General features: G+C 45.3%; 18 protein-coding genes. 11 read left to right on the top strand and 7 right to left on the bottom strand.

Annotated elements, in window-relative coordinates:
- The first annotated feature begins 76 nt into the window (after positions 1 to 76).
- The gene (locus tag B5G00_RS11560) at positions 77 to 280 is read left to right on the top strand and encodes a MerR family transcriptional regulator (RefSeq protein WP_087272902.1); all 204 of its coding nucleotides are present in this window, start codon (positions 77 to 79) and stop codon (positions 278 to 280) included.
- 160 nt (positions 281 to 440) lie between these two features.
- Here B5G00_RS11560 and B5G00_RS11555 read toward each other — a convergent pair whose 3' ends face one another.
- Positions 441 to 1,883, bottom strand: coding sequence for a TrkH family potassium uptake protein (locus B5G00_RS11555; protein ID WP_087272899.1), 1,443 nt, complete (start codon positions 1,881 to 1,883; stop codon positions 441 to 443).
- Between the two features lie 14 nt (positions 1,884 to 1,897).
- Positions 1,898 to 3,256 carry a Trk system potassium transporter TrkA gene (trkA, locus tag B5G00_RS11550; protein ID WP_087272896.1) on the bottom strand — a complete coding sequence of 453 codons (1,359 nt, stop codon included), beginning with the start codon at positions 3,254 to 3,256 and terminating at the stop codon, positions 1,898 to 1,900.
- A 305-nt stretch (positions 3,257 to 3,561) separates the two neighbouring features.
- Between trkA and B5G00_RS11545 the strand changes: the two genes are divergently transcribed.
- Together B5G00_RS11545 and B5G00_RS11540 are read left to right on the top strand one after the other, a co-directional pair.
- Entirely contained in the window at positions 3,562 to 3,912 is a 351-nt protein-coding gene (locus B5G00_RS11545; protein WP_087272893.1) for a PadR family transcriptional regulator, read from the top strand.
- Positions 3,899 to 5,131, top strand: a complete 1,233-nt coding sequence (locus B5G00_RS11540; protein ID WP_087272890.1) for a permease prefix domain 1-containing protein — start codon at positions 3,899 to 3,901, stop codon at positions 5,129 to 5,131. The genes B5G00_RS11545 and B5G00_RS11540 overlap by 14 nt, the downstream gene beginning before the upstream one ends.
- Before the next feature lie 95 nt (positions 5,132 to 5,226).
- On the opposite strand, the gene asrC is transcribed toward B5G00_RS11540, so the two are convergent.
- Genes asrC through B5G00_RS11520 form a run of 4 tightly spaced genes read right to left on the bottom strand, consistent with a single transcriptional unit; the run spans position 5,227 to position 8,705 of the window.
- Positions 5,227 to 6,198 carry a sulfite reductase subunit C gene (gene asrC / locus B5G00_RS11535; protein ID WP_087272887.1) on the bottom strand — a complete coding sequence of 324 codons (972 nt, stop codon included), beginning with the start codon at positions 6,196 to 6,198 and terminating at the stop codon, positions 5,227 to 5,229.
- Positions 6,199 to 6,211: 13 nt separating this feature from the next.
- On the bottom strand, positions 6,212 to 7,003 hold the full coding sequence (asrB, locus tag B5G00_RS11530) for an anaerobic sulfite reductase subunit AsrB (protein WP_087272884.1): 792 nt from the start codon (positions 7,001 to 7,003) through the stop codon (positions 6,212 to 6,214).
- Positions 6,996 to 8,003 carry an anaerobic sulfite reductase subunit AsrA gene (asrA, locus tag B5G00_RS11525; protein ID WP_087272882.1) on the bottom strand — a complete coding sequence of 336 codons (1,008 nt, stop codon included), beginning with the start codon at positions 8,001 to 8,003 and terminating at the stop codon, positions 6,996 to 6,998. The genes asrB and asrA overlap by 8 nt, the downstream gene beginning before the upstream one ends.
- Positions 8,004 to 8,015: 12 nt before the next feature.
- The gene (locus tag B5G00_RS11520) at positions 8,016 to 8,705 is read right to left on the bottom strand and encodes a Crp/Fnr family transcriptional regulator (RefSeq protein ID WP_087272879.1); all 690 of its coding nucleotides are present in this window, start codon (positions 8,703 to 8,705) and stop codon (positions 8,016 to 8,018) included.
- Between the two features lie 201 nt (positions 8,706 to 8,906).
- Between B5G00_RS11520 and B5G00_RS11515 the strand changes: the two genes are divergently transcribed.
- The 8 genes from B5G00_RS11515 (at position 8,907) to galE (ending at position 16,532) form a co-directional block, all read left to right on the top strand.
- Entirely contained in the window at positions 8,907 to 9,410 is a 504-nt protein-coding gene (locus tag B5G00_RS11515) for a GreA/GreB family elongation factor (RefSeq protein WP_087272876.1), read from the top strand.
- A 66-nt stretch (positions 9,411 to 9,476) separates the two neighbouring features.
- Positions 9,477 to 10,151, top strand: coding sequence for a response regulator transcription factor (locus B5G00_RS11510; RefSeq protein ID WP_087272871.1), 675 nt, complete (start codon positions 9,477 to 9,479; stop codon positions 10,149 to 10,151).
- Positions 10,148 to 11,503 carry a sensor histidine kinase gene (locus tag B5G00_RS11505; RefSeq protein WP_087272867.1) on the top strand — a complete coding sequence of 452 codons (1,356 nt, stop codon included), beginning with the start codon at positions 10,148 to 10,150 and terminating at the stop codon, positions 11,501 to 11,503. Before B5G00_RS11510 ends, B5G00_RS11505 begins: the two co-directional genes overlap by 4 nt.
- A 15-nt stretch (positions 11,504 to 11,518) precedes the next feature.
- Positions 11,519 to 12,223, top strand: a complete 705-nt coding sequence (locus B5G00_RS11500; protein ID WP_087272864.1) for an ABC transporter ATP-binding protein — start codon at positions 11,519 to 11,521, stop codon at positions 12,221 to 12,223.
- A gap of 28 nt (positions 12,224 to 12,251) precedes the next feature.
- A complete protein-coding gene (locus B5G00_RS11495) occupies positions 12,252 to 13,547 on the top strand; it encodes a glutamate-5-semialdehyde dehydrogenase (RefSeq protein ID WP_087272861.1) in 1,296 nt (431 codons plus the stop codon).
- Positions 13,544 to 14,263, top strand: a complete 720-nt coding sequence (locus B5G00_RS11490) for a CPBP family intramembrane glutamic endopeptidase (RefSeq protein WP_087272858.1) — start codon at positions 13,544 to 13,546, stop codon at positions 14,261 to 14,263. The genes B5G00_RS11495 and B5G00_RS11490 overlap by 4 nt, the downstream gene beginning before the upstream one ends.
- 11 nt (positions 14,264 to 14,274) lie before the next feature.
- On the top strand, positions 14,275 to 15,378 hold the full coding sequence (locus B5G00_RS11485; protein WP_087272854.1) for an anaerobic sulfatase maturase: 1,104 nt from the start codon (positions 14,275 to 14,277) through the stop codon (positions 15,376 to 15,378).
- 137 nt (positions 15,379 to 15,515) lie between these two features.
- The gene (gene galE / locus B5G00_RS11480; RefSeq protein WP_087272852.1) at positions 15,516 to 16,532 is read left to right on the top strand and encodes a UDP-glucose 4-epimerase GalE; all 1,017 of its coding nucleotides are present in this window, start codon (positions 15,516 to 15,518) and stop codon (positions 16,530 to 16,532) included.
- Between the two features lie 285 nt (positions 16,533 to 16,817).
- On the opposite strand, the gene B5G00_RS11475 is transcribed toward galE, so the two are convergent.
- Positions 16,818 to 18,293 (bottom strand): DUF1846 domain-containing protein, encoded by a 1,476-nt coding sequence (locus B5G00_RS11475; protein WP_087272850.1) that lies wholly within the window; start codon positions 18,291 to 18,293, stop codon positions 16,818 to 16,820.
- Between the last annotated feature and the right edge of the window lie 82 nt (positions 18,294 to 18,375).

The raw sequence follows: 18,375 nt of genomic DNA, 5'->3' as shown, positions 1-18,375 counted from the left end.
GAAAGCATATGTCCTGTACTGCAGGGAAAACGAGGCTGCAGAGAAATCCAGGATCAGAGGCAGGAGGTTACAGACTATGAAGATAGGAGAAGCGGCAAAGAAAGCGGGGATATCCCCCGGCAATATCCGGTTTTATGAAAAGAAGGGACTGCTGAAGCCAAAAAGAGAGGAAAGCAGCAGCTACCGGAGCTATACAGAAGAAGATGTAGAAAGACTGAAAAGAATCACCTGTTTCTGCATCTCACATTGTATTCTGGAGCGGATTGTTTCTTATCTATAACCTGAGTTTTTTAAAATACTGGTCAAATAAAAGAAAAACAGCAGAATAGAGCTAAATAGAAAAGCCCCCGGGCTGTTCTGTTTCACAATGTTGAAAAGGACAGTTCCGTGGGCTTTTATCTGTAAAGACAGAGACGTACAAAAGCGCAGCGCCTGATATTTTAGTATCTTCTCCAGGTACCTCTTACGAAGAGCAGCAGGATGGGAAAGATCTCCAGTCTTCCTGCAAGCATATCGAAGGTCAGCACCAATGTGGAAAAGTTTGAATATACAGAAAAGTTCTGGGTAGGACCGATCATTTCAAGGCCAGGGCCGATATTATTGAACGTAGCGGCTACAGCTGAAAAGTTGGTGATCAGGTCAAAATCGTCTACGGCGATGAGAAGCACAGAAAATGCGAAAATCAGCACATAGGCAATCAAAAATACATTTGTGGAACGGATGACTTCATGGTCTATGGAATGCCCATCCATTTTCAGCTTTTTGACACTTCTTGGGTGTATCAGAGTCTGCAGCTCTTTGCCGATAGTCTTTACCAGGATCACCAGCCGGGATACTTTAATACCGCCTCCGGTACTTCCTGCACAGGCGCCTACCAGCATCAGGAGCAGCAGGATCGTCCTGGGGATTTCCGGCCATAGATTAAAATCTGTAGTAGCGTATCCGGTGGTAGTGATTATGGAACCTACCTGGAATGCAGCCTGCTGGAAAGCTTCCCCGAAGCCGGAGTACATATCTGTTACCATAACTGCGATCACAACAGTAGAAGCCAGGATAATGCCGAAGTACCAACGAATCTCTTCGATAGCAAAAGCCTCTTTAAATTTTTTGTGAAGGATCAGATAATAGGCATTAAAATTGACACCAAAGAGGATCATGGAAATAGTTACCACTACCTGAAGGTATACCGAATAGCTTGCCACACTGTCGTTTTTGATCCCGAAGCCACCGGTTCCTGCAGAACCGAAGGTAATGGTCAGGGTATCAAAAAGCGGCATGCCCCCGATCAGCAGTAAGATGATTTCTATGATAGTCATTCCCAGGTAGATCAGGTATAAGGTTTTTGCCGTGGAACGGACGGTAGGGGTCAGTTTGCTTACAGAGGGACCCGGGCTTTCTGCCTTCATCAGGTTCATATGAGAACCGCTGCCGGTAATATGAAGGATAGACAGCAGGAAGACCAGAACTCCCATACCTCCGATCCAATGGGTAAAGCTTCGCCAGAAAAGAATACATTTAGGAAGAACCTCTACATCCGTGATGATACTGGCACCTGTGGTGGTAAAGCCGGACACCGTCTCAAAAAGGGCGTCTATGGGATTGGTGATAGAGCCGCTGATGAGAAAGGGGAGAGACCCCATAATACTTAGTATGATCCAGCTCAGAGCTACTGAGACAAATCCTTCCTTGGTATAAAATATTTTGTTTTTTGGCTTTTTATGTACCAGCACACAGCCGAAAAGTACACAGAGCAGGCCGGTGATCACAAAGGACCAGCCGCAGAATTCCTGGTAGATAATAGCTGTAATGCAGGGAGGCACCATAAAAGCTGCCTCGAAGAATAGTACATAGCCGATTATATATCTTACAATTGCATAATTCATGTCTGCCTCCGGTCTTATCTTTTCAGTATATCTTTTAAGTCTTTCAAGCCTTTAACAGTAGTTACTACGATTACTGCGTCTCCTACCTGTATGGTGTCCTGACCTCTGGGAATATGGACTTTTCCGCCCCGGTTAATGCAGGCCACCAGAAGATTATTTTTCAGATTCAGCTGAGCCAGAGGAATATCTGTTACTATAGAAGATTCTCTTACATAGAACTCCAGAGCTTCTGCCTGGCTGTCCAGGATCTGGTACAGGGTTTCTACATTACTTCCTACAGAATTGCTCATGGCTCTGACATACTGAAGGATATAGTCAGCAGTGATATACTTGGGATAGATCACGCTGCCAAGATCCAGTTCATCTACCACATCATCGAACATCAGACGATTTACCTTAGTAACCAGCTTGGCCTTAGAAACCTTTTTGGCAAAAAGAGAAAGGAAGATATTCTCTTCGTCCAGATTTGTAAGAGTTACAAAAGACTCTGCCTCTGCCAGTTCTTCTTCAAAAAGAAGTTTTTTATCAGTTCCATCACCGCAGATGATGGTGGCTTCCGGGAGAAGATCGCTTAATTCCTCACACCGCTCTCTTCTGGATTCAATAATTCTTACTTTAATCCGCATTTCAATCAGCAGAGAGGCCAGATAATATCCCAGAGTGCCGCCGCCTACAATAAGGGCATTTCTTACCTGATGGGTATGTACCCCGATTTTTTTGAAGAACAGGGCGGAATTTTTGGGAGAGGCAATGATGGATACCAGATCATTGTCCTGCAAAGTAAAGGAACCGGAAGGAATATAAACATTTTCCCCACGTTCCACTCCGCATATCAGGATATCGGTACGGAATTTTTCTATGACTTCCATAACAGACATTCCCTGGAGACGGAATTCCGGAAGAACTTTAAACTTCAGCAGTTCCACACGGCCTTTGGAAAAGGTGTCCAGTTTGATGGCAGAGGGAAACCGAAGAAGCCGGGAAATCTCCATCGCGGCTGCCAGTTCAGGGTTAATGATCATGGAAATTCCTAAACGCTCTTTCAAGAAATGTACTTCTTTATTGTAGATAGGATTCCGCACACGGGCAATGGTATGACAATCGCTGACTTTCTTGGCAATCAGACAGCAGAGAAGATTCAGCTCATCAGAACCGGTTACCGCGATCAGGATATCTGCCTCTTTTAGTCCGGCTTCGGACAATACCCGGATACTGGAGCCATTTCCTGTGATACCTAATAAATCGAGATCTTCTGAAAGCTGCTGTATTTTTTCTGAGTTGGTATCGATGACAACTACCTGGTGTTCTTCGTTGCATAGCTGTTCTGCAAGCGTCCATCCTACCTTACCGCAGCCAACAATGATAATATTCATGGTTACCTCCAAATTAGTGATAAATTATTTGTAAAATATTATGAAAATATAAAAAAAGATTAAAATATCAGACCTATTATAGCACTGCAAAATTTAAATGCAACAAGATATGATAAGATTTTACGAATTCCTTACATTTTCATAGATTGCTGTATAAAAGTTTTAGGAGAAAGGACTTTTGGGGGATTTTCTGTTATTCCAGAGGAATTATTGACAAGAAGGCGTACTGAGAGTAATATATAGATGACAGATATATAGAACATCTATATAAATATAAAATGGATTTTTGAAAGGAGGCAGTGTTTATGAAAGCCGGGAAAATTGATAAAAGCCTTCTCTCGGGAAGCACTACCCTTCTCCTGCTTCAACTATTGTCAGAGAAGGACATGTACGGCTATGAGATGATCGAGACATTAAAAGAGCGTTCGGAGAACATCTTTGAGCTGAAGGCGGGAACTCTTTATCCCCTTCTTCACGGGTTGGAGGGGAAGAAATATCTGGAATCCTATGAGAGGGAGGCCGGGGGAAAGATCAGGAAGTATTACAGGATCACCAGAGCAGGAAGAAAACATCTGGAAGAAAAGAAAAAGGAGTGGGAGACTTATACCGGCACAGTAGGCCGTGTTCTGGGAGGGCCTGCCTATGGAAGTATATGAGTATTTAGATCAGGTGGAGAAACAGATACGCCAGGAGGCTGTGCGGGAAGAAATCCGCACAGAACTGCGGCAGCATATTGAAGACCAGGCGGATTTTTATCAGGAATCGGGCATGAGCCGGAAAGATGCTGTGGAAAAAGCAGTAGAAGATATGGGAGACCCGGTGGAGACCGGCGTGCAGCTGGATATGGTCCACCAGCCGCAGCTGGATAAGAAGCTGATGCTGGCAGTGGCACTGATATTAGCTGCAGAAGCAATCCTTCAGATATTCTATTATTTGAGGGTAGAAAGACAATCCCTGGTTATTTCTGTTGTGGCGATGCTGATGTTTGGCCTGATAAATTTTCTGTGGATGCTGATGTTTGCTGCGAGAAGCTTTTTTTCCCAGAAATTTCATAAGGCCTCTACCTGGTTTGTCATGTGGCTGTCGATTGCTGTTTTAGGGGTTGTTTTCGGAGGAACAGGAATCAGCGGAACAGAGAGAGCTGGCCTTACCAGCCCGGAAGTTCTGCAAAGAATGGCAAGTATGCTCATTACTATGCTTCCGGCTATATATGGAGGAATGATTTTTGGCTATCGGGAGAAAAAGAAGGGATTTGCTAGGCTTATGGCTATCTTCGCCGGAGATCTTATTCTGGGCTTTCTGATCGGCGGCGGTATCTGTATGACACTGTTAGTACCTGCCCACATGGCTCTCCTGACAACAGGGATAAAAAAGAACTGGTATGGGGAAAAAAGGAAGAAACTTTTGGGAAGGATGTGGATTCTTTCCGGCATTTTGTCTCTCACGGGGATTTTGGTATCTGTTCATCAATACAGATACAGGCAGCTATGGAAGGATAATATACACAGTTATCTGGCAATGCCCGATCTGCCCGGGATCCTGAAGGTTCTGACCGGTGAATATTTTCCAGTAAGTCTTTGTGTATGTGCAGCAGTAATTTTGGGCTTCTTTCTATGGATGATCCTGGATATCCGGAAACTGACCAATGATCTGTGCCGGATACTGTGCCTGGGGATTTTAGGAGGTTTTTTGGTACAGACATTATATTCTCTGGGCTGTCTTGCCGGACTGGGACCATATGAATATGCATTTTTTCCTTTGCTGTCGGTATGGTACAGCGGCATGGGCGCCATACACTGGTATCACTACTGGTTTCTGGGGATTTTCCTGAACTGCCATAAATCCGACAGGATCATTCCGAAAAAAATGAAATAAAGACCAATGTAAAAGGACTGTCTCAAGATCCGAAACAGGAAACAATAGTTTCTTGTTCCGATGGATTGAGAGACAGTCCTTTTGACGTGGCATTTTTACCTGAAATGAATTCCGCTCCAGTAAACGTTATCCTTCACAATGGTCTCAGGAGGCAGTTCCACTCCATCCAGGGCCCATTTTTTAAATTCTTTAAAGCCAACCCGGTCAATAATATAGCCTACATGTTCCTTCCCACCGGGAGCTTTTGGGTCAATGTATTCTTTTGCGAATTTATAAGTATTCAGGATTACTTTTACAATGGTATCCTCGTCAGCCCAGAGAAGAAAATCTTCTCCCAGTCTTGGGTTTTTCTTTCCGGTACGTCCCATAATGGTGAGACGATAATATTTTTTCCGGCTCCTTGTCCAGGCTCTGGTAGGGCATTTGGTGACGCAGACCCCGCAGCCTACACATTTTTCTGTGTTCCGGACGATCTTATAATTTTCCATGTGGAGAGCGTCTACAGAAAGCTGGTCGCAGCCTTTGATACAGGCGCTGCAGCCCACACAGCGGCTGGGATCGTACTGAGGTTCCGTCATGCCGATAATGCCGAAATCGTGCATTCTGGCTTTGATACAGTCGTTGGCACAGCCGGTAAGGGCAATCTTAAAATGCAGATCATTAGGGAAAATAGCTTTCTCAATCCGTTTTGCAAAGGCCGCCGTGTTGTAGTTTCCGAAAGGACAGACCCGGTTGCCCACACAGGCGCTGACGTTTCTGGTGCCGGAAGAGGCGTAGCCGGTGCCGGGAGTCTCCTGATTGATCTCCAGGTTTTCAATAATGGGCTGAAGTTTTTCATTGACCTTTGCCATGTCCCGGATAGAGATCCCTTCGATCTCAAAGCCCTGGCGGGTAGTGATATGCACCTGGCCGTTGCCGTATTCTCTGGCAATCGCTGCTACCTGGGCCAGCACCTCTGCGTTACATGCCCCTCCGGGAACACGGACTCTGGAGGCTACGATATCTCTGTGTTTGGTCACACGAAAAGCGTTCTTTTTTAACTTCTTTGTATTTACATCAACATGCATCATTCCAACCTCCTTAATCCAGCAGTTTTTTGCCTTCAGTATAATTAAATACCGGGCCGTCCAGACAGATATAGGTGTCTCCCATCCGGCAATGGCCGCATTTGCCCAGACCGCAGCACATCTTTCTCTCCTGGGAGATCCAGATCTGGTGGTCTGCAATATCCAGCTTCTTAAATTCTGCCACAGCGAATTTCATCATTACGGGAGGCCCTACTACGATGACAGCTGCATTTTCCTTATTCTCAAAAGTAATATCCGGGATATATTTTGTCACCAGTCCCACGTTCCAGCCAGGCTCTTCGGCTGCGTCTACGGTAATGGTGAGATCCATTTTCTGGCTTTTCCACCGCTCGATGTCTTCTTTAAAGAGCACATCTTTGGGAGATTTGAATCCTGCAATGACGGTAAGGGATGTTACTTCTTCCGGGTGACTTCCGAAATAGTCGATGATCCCCTTTACAGGAGATACCCCTGTTCCTCCGGCTACCACTGCAAGTTCCTTTCCCCGGTAATTTTCCGGAAGGAAGCCGTTGCCGTAAGGCCCTCTCATAAAGAGACTTTTTCCTTCCTGGTTTTCAAAGATTTCATTGGTCACTTTGCCTACTTTCCGGATGGTCAGATCTACATAATCCTCTCCAATGCCGCTGACAGAGATGGGAGCCTCTCCGTATTTGGGAACAGAGACTTCAAAGAACTGACCAGGTTTTACCTCTCCCACATAGTGCATGCGGAAGGTGTATTCGATATCAGTATGGCGGATGACTTTCTGAATCTGGGACAGAAAAGGCATATAGGCGTTATTCATGGCTGTTCCCTCCTATCGCTGATAATTTATTTAAACATTCTATGTAAGAAATATATTCTGGACACACATTCTCACATCTGCCGCAGCCTACGCACATAGGGTAGCCGAAGCGGTTTTTGTAATTCTGGATCTTATGGAGCACCTTGAACCGCATACGCTCTCCCTGATCTTTGCGGAAGCTGATGCCCCCGGCAATGTCGCTGTATCCGTCTACCTGGCAGGAAGCCCAGACTCTCCGCCGTTCTCCTGCATTTTCATTATCCCGGTAGAAGATATCCTGCATGGTAAAGCAGGTGCAGGTAGGACAGACAAAGTTGCACCGTCCGCAGCCGATACATCTGCCGCTGTATTCTTTCCATACTTCATGAGAAGCAATATTTTCCGGGAGAGTTTCCGGGATCGGAACAGTTTCTTCATTTTCTTTTACATACTGGATTTCCTGGCTGTCCCGGGGAACGGAGATATCTTCTGCATAGGTAGAAAGAGCTTCATCTTTCAGCTCCAGGTAAAGACCTTCTTCAGTAGGGTGGGCGTAGCCGTCATAGTTTTCCGCCTGATTGGTTCCCATGGAGACACAGAAGCAGGATTTAAAGGACTGGCTGCAGCCCATTAAGATAAATCTGGCGTTTTCCCGGATATTTTTGTAGTAGAAATCTTCCGGTCCGTTGTGAAGATAGATCTCATCCAGACGTTTTAAAGCATTCAGATCGCAGGCTCTTAAAAAGATCAGCCGCTTCCTTTTCTCCTCGGGGATTTTTACGCTGTTTTCTGTAAAATACATGATGGTATCAGAAATAGGCAGCAGCGCCTCCTTAAAGCTGTAATCGGATTTTTCATCCCAGACAATTTCATCAAAGGACTCTATGATACCGTAGCGGACGATATCTGTGTCAGAATAACATCCGGCGCCGGCATAAAGCCTGGGAGCAAATACATCATAGTCTTTTTTCAGATTTTCCAGAAGCCGGGACAGGGCTTCCTTATTCCAGAGATTTCCCATAAACACACTCCTTTACATTTTATAAAATTCGGCCAGACCGTCAGGGTTTGGAAGGATGAAATGGCGGTCACGGCAGATAAGCAGCCCCCTGGCCGTCAGGCTTTTGCAGGCTCTGGAAACATTTTCCCTGGGCACGCCTACAAAGTCCGCCATTAAAGTCATGGTAAAAGGCAGGCGGATATACACCCCTTCTTCCCGCCGTTCTCCGAAGTCTCTCCCTAATTTCCACAGCTTTGCCGCAATCTTCCGCTCCGTGACCATACTGCCTGAGGTATTTTTCAGCTGATGGGCCAGACGCCAGAGATACCGCTCATATTCATCCAGTACCGCCTGGGTGAGAGGAAAGCTTTCCTTCATAAAGCCCAGAAAGCTCTTTTTGGGAATTTTCAGTACCAGGACCGGCGTGATAGATTCACAGGAAAGAGACAGGGAACGGGAACTGTTTATATCATGGTTCAGAAGATGGCCTTTCCCCAGAAAAAACAGGATTTTCCGCTGTCCGTGTTTGGTGATGTTGTAGACAGATACTTCCCCCGACAGGAGAAGGAGCACATTTTGGATATTTTCACCGTTGGAAAAAAGCAGGTTTTTTTTCGGTATATTCTGGATATGTCCGGCATTTAAAAGAGTCTGGACAAGCTCCAGGGGCAGACGGTGAAAAAATTTCAAGGCCTTTAGCTGGCTGGCAGATATAGTTTCCATGACTTCCTCCTTATGGAAATAGATTCCTGGTTTCAGTATAGCATAGAATAAATCTGCTGTCTGTGATATACATCACAGTAGGCTTTGCATAGTGCGGGGATAAATCAAGATAGACAAATCCTCTTAGAATGGATTATACTGTAAGAACAGATGATAATATCTGCTCTGACAAATGAAGTATTGACAGAAAGGAAGTTTGTTATGGGAGAGCGATTAACCCAAAGCGATGTGAAAAAGATCCAGGAGGAGATTGACTACCGGAAACTGGTGGTAAGGAAAGAGGCCATCGAGGCTGTAAAAGAAGCCAGAGCCCAGGGTGATCTTAGTGAGAACTTTGAGTATTATGCAGCCAAGCGGGATAAGAATAAAAACGAAAGCAGGATCCGTTATCTGGAGAGAATGCTGAAAACCGCCACGATTGTTTCTGACACCTCCAAAACAGGAGAGGCAGGTATGAACAACTTTGTGGAAGTTTATTTTGAAGATGATGATGAGACAGAAAGGTATAAACTGGTGACCTCCATCAGAGGAAATTCCCTGGATAACAAGATCAGTATAGAATCTCCTCTGGGAAAGGCTATCCTGGGACATCATGAGGGAGACAGGGTCTATGTGAAGATCAATGATAATGCAGGTTATTATATTCAGATCAAAAAAATAGAAGATACCACAGATGATGAGGCAGACGCTATCCGGAGCTTTTAGCGTAAATACAGAATAGAGAGCGGATTCCCTGGCTGAACAGGGAAGAACTGTAGCTGAGGTGAAGAAATGATTTACTGTGTGGAAGACGAAAGAAATATCAGGGAGCTTCTGGTATATACTCTGGGCAGCAGCGGTTATGAGGCAAAAGGAGTGGCCAATGGCAAAGAACTGAAAAAGGCTTTAAAAGAGGAAATACCGGATCTGATATTGCTGGATATTATGCTTCCGGGAGAAGACGGATATGCAGTTCTGGAATATCTGAAAGGAAGGCCGGATACCCAGGACATCCCTGTGATCATGGTCACCGCCAAAGAGGCGGAGTATGACAAGGTCCGGGGACTGGAAGGGGGGGCAGATGATTTTATCACCAAACCTTTCGGTATGATGGAGTTTCTGGCCAGAGTCAAGGCCGTGCTGCGCAGAACAAAAAAGCAGGAGATTCCCAGAGAGTACCACTATAAAGAGTTGACGGTAGATATGAAAAGCCGCAAAGTCTGGGAAAATGGGAGAAGCGTAGACCTTACTCTGAAAGAATTTGAATTACTGCGGTATCTGCTGGAAAATCAGGGAACTGTGCTCAGCAGAGAAAAAATCCTGGAAAAAATCTGGGGATATGAGATTTATGGAGAAACCAGGACCGTAGATGTTCATATCCGTACTCTGCGGCAGAAGCTGGGAGATTCCGGCAGTCTGATCGAGACTGTACGTGGAGTAGGATACCGTATAGGAGAAGAAACATGAGACAGAAGATCATGACCCATGTAACGGTGCTGGTCGTTCTGACTGTACTTCTGACTTATCTGGCGGCCAGCCTGGTCATGTACCATAAATACAGAGGAGACATGGAGGCAGATGTGATCAAGGAGGCAGAATATATCCGATATGCCCTGGAAAACGTAGGGGAGGAATACCTTGAAAAAGATCTGGGCCAGCTGACTACCAGCCGGATCACAGTGATAGATTCCCAGGGGAAGGCAGTCTATGACTCGAATCCTGAGGAGGACCAGAAAGATTTTCAAGAACTTCAGGAATTTCAAAACGCAAGGGAAGAGGGGGAGGGCCAGTCCCTTCGGTTTTCGGATATGCTTTCCCGTCAGACCTTTTATTATGCAGTTAGGCTGGATGATGGAGATATTCTCCGGGTGGGAAAGACCACAGACAGTATTTTTCAGACCATGGTTTCCAGCTTTACCCTTTTGGGAATCATTATGATTTTAATCCTGGTTCTGGGATTTCTTTATACGAAACATCAGGCGAAAAAACTTATTGAACCCATTAACCAGCTGGACCTGGAAAACCCCCTGAAAAATGTGGTTTATGAAGAGCTTCGCCCACTTTTGAACCGGGTGGACCAGCAGAACCGCCAGATCGCCAGTCATGTGGAGGAGCTGCAGCAGGCGGAAAAGGTAAGGCGAGAATTTTCGGCAAATGTATCCCATGAGCTGAAAACGCCTCTGATGTCTATTTCCGGTTATGCAGAGATCATGAAAAATGGAATGGTCCGCCAGGAAGATGTTCCTGAATTTGCCGCCAGGATTTATGATGAAGCTGCCAGGCTTTCCAGTCTTGTTCAGGATATTATTGAATTATCAAAACTGGAGGAAAAAAGCGGTGAACTGCCTTTGGAGACCGTGGACCTTTATGAACTGCTCCAGGATATCTGCAGGAACCTGACCCTTCCGGCAAGTAAAAAGAATATTTCTATTCAGACAGAAGGCAGCTCTGTGAAAATACGAGGGGTCCGTCATGTGCTGTATGAAATGTTTTATAATCTGGTGGACAATGCTGTGAAATACAACCGGGAAGGGGGCTGGGTAAAGGTTTCTCTTAAGGACCGGGAAAATGGCGCTGAATTTACAGTAGAAGACAACGGTATCGGCATTGCCAGAGAAGAACAGGACCGAATCTTTGAACGCTTCTACCGGGTGGATAAAAGTCATTCCAGAAAGACGGGAGGAACTGGTCTGGGGCTTTCTATCGTGAAGCATGGGGCGGCCCTGCATCATGCCGGCATCAGCCTGGAAAGCTGTCTTGGAGAAGGAACAAAAATTCAGATATTTTTTCGGAATCCGGAGGTAAGTGAGAAAAAATAGGAGAGGAGCAGGCCTATGGCTTATATTGAATTTCAGCATGTGAAAAAAATTTATGGCAAGAAAAATGAGGCAGTGATCAAAGCCCTGGATGATACGAATTTTTCTGTAGAGGAAGGGGAGCTGGCGGTGATACTGGGGGCCTCCGGTGCTGGTAAGACTACGGCTCTGAACATTTTGGGCGGAATGGACCAGGCTACAGAAGGAGAAGTAATCGTAGCAGGAAAGCACCTGAATAAATTTTCTGAAAAAGAATTGGTGAAATACAGAAGAAATGATGTTGGTTTTGTATTCCAGTTTTATAATCTGGTGCCTAATCTGACTGCCCTGGAGAATGTAGAACTGGCAGTGCAAATCTGTAAGGATTATCTGGATCCGGGAGAGGTACTGAAAAAAGTAGGGCTGGGAGACCGGATGAAGAATTTCCCCGCTCAGCTTTCTGGCGGGGAGCAGCAGAGAGTAGCTATAGCCAGGGCTATAGCAAAAAATCCAAAGCTTCTTTTATGTGACGAGCCTACAGGAGCCCTGGATTATAATACAGGAAAGCAGATACTCCAGCTCCTTCAGGACACTTGCAGAAAAGAGCATATGACAGTAATCATCATTACCCACAATTCAGCCCTGGCGCCTATGGCAGACAGGATTATCCGCTTTAAAAGCGGAAAGGTTACAGATATTACATTAAATGAAAATCCAACGCCGATTTCAGAAATCGAGTGGTAAAAGGTAAAAAGAAAAGAGGGCAGACAATATGGATATCAGAACAGAAGTGAAAAAAATGAAAGCAGACAGCCCTGTTATGGCAGCTCTGTCTCCGGAGACGAGGAATAAAGCCCTGGAGGCTGCGGCAAAGGCTCTGCTGGAGAATAAAGAGGAAATTTTCCGGGCCAACAGGGAAGATATGGAGAACGCCGAAAAATCCGGATTAGGCCAGGCGGTGATGAAGCGGCTGAAATTCGATGAGCATAAGCTGGAAGATGTAATCAAAGGAATCCAGGATTTAATCAGACTGCCAGACCCCCTTTCTCAGGTACAGCTTGCAAGAGAACTGGACCAGGGATTGGAACTGTATCGGGTTACCTGTCCCATTGGCGTGATCGGAATTATTTTTGAGGCCCGGCCTGATGCCCTGGTACAGATTTCTTCACTCTGTATTAAAAGCGGCAACTGTGCGGTTCTCAAAGGGGGAAAAGAGACTGCCAGGACCAATAAAGTACTTTTTACTGTAATCCATGAGGCAGTTACAGGCTGTGGCCTTCCCCAGGGCTGTATGCTCCAGGCTGAACTGCACAATGAGATTGACGAACTTTTAGCCTGTGATGACTGTGTGGACTTGTTGATCCCAAGAGGCTCCAATCAGTTTGTACAGTATATTATGAACCATACAAAGATTCCGGTAATGGGGCACGCAGATGGTGTCTGCCATATCTATGTAGATGAAACATATGATATGGAGAAGGCGATTCCAATTATTGTAGATGCCAAGACTCAGTATACTGCAGCCTGCAATGCTGTAGAGACGCTTCTTGTAAACCGGAAGGCAGCAGGAGAATTTCTCCCGGCTGTAGAGAAGGCTCTTACAGAGGCAGGTGTAAAGCTTCGGGGAACCAGAGAGGTGGGAGAAATCGTTTCCTGCGAGGTTATGGAAGAAGAGGAGTTCCATCGGGAATATCTGGATTTGATCCTTTCTGTAAAGATTGTAGAAGACCTGGAAGAAGCAGTTGCCCATATTAATACATACGGTTCTCATCACACGGACTGTATTATCACAGAAAACAGAGAACATGCCCTGGAGTTTATGCAGCTGGTAGATTCCGCAGGGGTATATCAAAACTGTTCTACCAGATTTGCCGACGGTTTCCGGTATGGATTCGGAGCAGAAGTGGGAATCAGCACCGGAAAAATCCATGCCAGAGGTCCTGTAGGACTGGAAGGACTGGTAACTTATAAATATAAGCTTTTCGGCCAGGGGCAGATCGTGGGAGAGTATGCATCAGGAAAGAAGTCTTTCCATTTTCGCGACCTGGATAAAAAGGAATATCTATGACGGGAAAAGGAAAGATTCTGGGACTTAGCCTTATGCCGGTCCTAATGTGGCTGTTTGTACAATGTGCGGTGGTTCTGGGATTTCCACCCGTAATGAACTGGCTTGGAAGTGTACTGTCCGCTTTAGGGGCAGATACCGGAGGCTTTTACAGTTTTCTTGAGATTAATGATACCTATTGTATCTATATACTGATGGATGCGCTGGTTCTGATCCCTGGCGCACTGTGGTTTTGGCGCCTGCCTGCCAGAGAAGAGAAAAGGCAGGGGGGATTTTTTGGAATCTCTCCCGGAGGTGTTCTGCTGCTGGTGCTGGCAGGGCTGGTTCTGCAGCTGATTTCCAATTTCCTTTTGATCATGGTATTTACCACTTTTCCTGAATTGATGGAATCCTATTCTCAGGTTCTGGAAAATCTGGGTATGAACAGTCCTACGTTTCTTTCTCTGCTGTACACGGCGGCAGTGGCTCCCATTGCAGAGGAGCTGCTTTTCAGAGGGTTGACTCTGAGAATTCTGGAGGAGGCATTTCCCTTTTGGGCAGCCAATCTTCTCCAGGCTTTCTATTTCGGCCTGATCCATGGGAATCTGGTCCAGGGAGGATACGCTTTTCTGGCAGGAATGGTACTGGGATATCTGGTGAAAAGAAAGGGTACTTTGGCAGCCGGGATACTGTGCCATTTTGGAGTGAATTTTTCAGGAGTATTATTAGGACTTTTATAGGAGCATGAGCGATGAAACATTTACAGATGATGATGAAACCGGCATCTTCAAACTGCAATCTCCGCTGTTCGTATTGTTTTTATGAGGATGAGTGCAGAAACAGAGAAATACCTTCCTATGGCCTTATGGCTCTGGATACGCTGGAGATATTGGTAAAGAAGGCTCTTGAGGAGGCAGAGGATTCCTGTACTTTTGGATTCCAGGGAGGAGAGCCAATGCTGGCAGGACTTTCCTTTTTTCAGAAATTTATTGAATTTACAGAGAAATATAAAAAGCCGGAAACCAGACTGTCTTTTTGTATACAGACCAATGGAACTTTAATAGATGATGACTGGGCGGAATTTCTGAAGAAGAACCGCTTTTTGGTGGGAATTTCTCTGGACGGTATTGGAGAAATCCATGACCGCAGCAGAAAAGATACTCAGGGAAAGGATACTTTTAAGAGAGTACTAAAAAATGCGGAATTTCTCCAGAAGAAGCAGGTAGATGTGAATATTCTCTGTGTCCTCACAAAACAGAGTGCCAGAAAAATCCGTTCAATCTATGAGTTTTTGAAAAAACATGGATTTTATTATCATCAGTATATTCCATGTCTGGATCCTCTTGGAGAAGAACGAGGCAGGAGGCCCTGGTCTCTGACTCCGGAGTATTATGGCTCTGCTCTGAAAGAATTGTTTGACTTATGGTATAAAGATATTATGGAAGGACATCCGGTTTCTATACGGGAATTTGATAACTGGCTGGCTATGCTCCAGGGGAATCCCCCTGAAGCCTGTGCCCAGATGGGCAGGTGCTCTATGCAGAATATTGTGGAGGCCAATGGAGATATATTCCCTTGTGATTTTTATGTGCTGGACCAGTACAGAGCAGGAAATATCCAGGATGAGGATTTCCATTTTGGCCGGGAAGATTTTTCAGAAATAGATTTTCTCAGAGAAGGCAGAGAAAGGGGCAGGGAATGTCCTGACTGTCATTGGTATCCGTTGTGCAGAGGAGGCTGCCGAAGAGATTATACAGAGGAAGGAAGGAATTATTTCTGCAGAGCCTATCAGGAATTTTTCCCTTATGCTATTGAGAGGCTGGAAAGGCTGGCTGCCAGGGGCGGCAGATTCTGAATCAGAGGAAAAGAATTCTGAAAGATATGCAAAAGAGTACTTGAATTTTTTGGTATTTAGTGGTAGAGTTAATAAGGGAACATAAAAAATGTTTCAAAACAAGAAATATAGTGCATTTCTCAAAGGAGGAACAGAAAATGGCAATTTTAGTGACAGGCGGAGCCGGTTTTATCGGAAGCCACACAGTAGTGGAGCTGCAGAATGCAGGCTATGAGGTAGTTGTTTTAGACAATCTTTCCAATGCCAGTGAAAAATCACTGGAGAGAGTGGAACAGATCACAGGAAAACCGGTGAAATTTTATAAAGCCGATATCCTTGACAGAGAAGCGTTAAATAAAATATTTGACCAGGAGCAGATTGATTCCTGTATTCACTTTGCAGGTCTGAAAGCTGTAGGTGAATCTGTACAGAAGCCCTGGGAATACTATGAGAATAATATTTCCGGAACATTAACATTGGTAGACGTTATGAGAAAGCATAATGTAAAGAACATTATTTTTTCCTCCTCAGCTACAGTATATGGTGATCCCGCTTTTGTTCCCATTACAGAGGAATGCCCCAAAGGACAGTGTACAAATCCATATGGCTGGACAAAATCCATGCTGGAGCAGATCCTTTCAGATATCCAGAAAGCGGATCCGGAATGGAATGTAGTTCTGTTAAGATATTTTAATCCTATCGGCGCTCATCCAAGCGGACTGATGGGAGAGAATCCAAACGGTATTCCAAACAATCTGATGCCTTACATTACTCAGGTGGCTGTTGGCAAGCTGAAAGAGCTGGGTGTATTCGGAAATGACTACGACACTCCTGACGGAACCGGCGTAAGAGATTATATCCATGTAGTAGACCTTGCCAAAGGCCATGTAAAGGCTCTGAAAAAACTGGAAGACAATTCCGGACTTTCCATCTATAACCTGGGAACCGGAAAAGGATACAGTGTGCTGGATATTGTAAAGAATTTTGAAGAAGCTACGGGAGTGAAAATTCCTTATGTGATCAAACCCCGCCGTGCAGGGGATATTGCTACCTGCTATGCCAGTGCAGAAAAAGCAGAGAAAGAGCTGGGCTGGAAGGCAGAGCATGACATCAAAGACATGTGCAGAGATTCCTGGAACTGGCAGTCTAAGAATCCAAATGGATATGAGGGCTAAAAGAAAACTGGAATATGGCAATAGAAAAAGGAGCTGCTGCAGAAACGGGGCTGTCGCATTAGTCAAAATCGAGAATATTTATACATTTTATTGCTCAGTCTGTGCCGCTTTGAGCCTATAGTCTCAAAGCTATGCTCGACAAATTCGCATAAAATGTATAAATATTCCTGAAATATGACTAATGCAACAGCCGTTTCCTGCGGCAGCTCCTTTTTATTCCCGCGGGCAACGAGCCAAGCGGGCATGCTCGCATGTCCATTTGGCGACTGCCGCGAGGGTCTTTGACTAATAAAGTTTTTTGTGTTCGTAAACAGGTTCGGTAGTAAGCTGAACCCCTAATTTCTTGAAGATTTTTTTATCTACAGAAGAAAGCATTACCGAGGAGTGGACCTGACAGCCTTTCAGCTTGGGTAACTGTTCCAGAGCAAGCTTAGCGATATCACTGGTAGCAGCACTGCTGGAGAGAGCAATGAGGACTTCATCGGTGTGGAGCCTTGGGTTTTTGCTGCCCAGGTACTCAGTCTTCAGTTTTTGGATAGGCTCGATAGCCACCGGAGAGATTACATGAATTTTATGCTGAATGCCGGCCAGCTCTTTCAATGTGTTCAGAAGAAGAGCAGCAGAGGCTCCCAGAAGATCAGAAGTCTTTCCTGTAATAATCTGTCCATCTTCCAGCTCAATAGCAGCAGCAGGTCCGCCTGTCTGTTCTGCCCGCTCTTTGGCAGCAACAGTGACCTTTCTGTTTTCCGGAGAGATTCCTGCCTGCTTCATCAGCAGCTCAAGTTTGAATACTTCTTCGTCGGTGCTTGTCTCCTCCACGCGTCCTGCCAGAGCCTGATAATACCGGCGGATGATTTCCTGCTTAGAAGCTTCCCGGCATACCTCGTCATCTACGATACAGTTTCCAGCCATATTTACGCCCATATCTGTAGGAGACTGGTAGGGGCACTTGCCGAATATACGCTCGAAGATTGCGCTAAGTACAGGGAAGATTTCCACATCTCTATTATAGTTTACTGTAGTTTCGCCATAGGCTTCCAGATGGAAAGGATCGATCATATTTACGTCGTTAAGGTCGGCAGTAGCTGCTTCATAGGCCAGATTCACTGGATGTTTCAGCGGAATATTCCAGATAGGGAAGGTCTCAAATTTGGCATAGCCTGCATGGATGCCCCTTTTATGCTCATGATAAAGCTGAGAGAGACAGGTTGCCATTTTTCCGCTTCCAGGTCCAGGAGCAGTGACGACTACCAGAGGGCGTGAAGTTTCTATGTATTCGTTCCTGCCGTATCCTTCGTCGCTTACGATAAGGGGAATATTGCTTGGGTATCCCTCGATTGGGTAGTGGATATAAACCCGGATGCCCATACTTTCCAGTTTTGTCTTAAAAGCATTGGCACTGTTCTGTCCAGAATACTGGGTGATCACTACACTGCCTACAAAAAGTCCTCTTTCCCGGAAGGCATCAATGAGACGGAGGACATCAATGTCATAAGTAATCCCCAGGTCACCTCTCACTTTATTTTTCTCAATATCACCGGCACTGATGACAATGACAATTTCCGCATGCTCTGAAAGCTGCATTAACATACGGAGCTTACTGTCCGGGGCAAATCCAGGCAATACTCTGGAAGCATGATAGTCATCAAAAAGCTTCCCTCCGAACTCCAGGTACAATTTATTGTCAAACTTGCTGATACGCTCTTTAATATGCTCAGACTGCATAGATAAATACTTCTCGTTGTCGAATCCTATTTTCATTTATTCGTCGCCCCTTCTTTCCTAATTTTTTATATTACTGCGTTAGTATACTACAAATGCCGGGAGAAATTCTAGCCCAGGA

It is taken from the genome of Blautia sp. An46 (assembly GCF_002161645.1).
Taxonomy (GTDB): domain Bacteria; phylum Bacillota; class Clostridia; order Lachnospirales; family Lachnospiraceae; genus Blautia; species Blautia ornithocaccae.
This window is presented reverse-complemented; position numbering and strand designations above follow the sequence as displayed.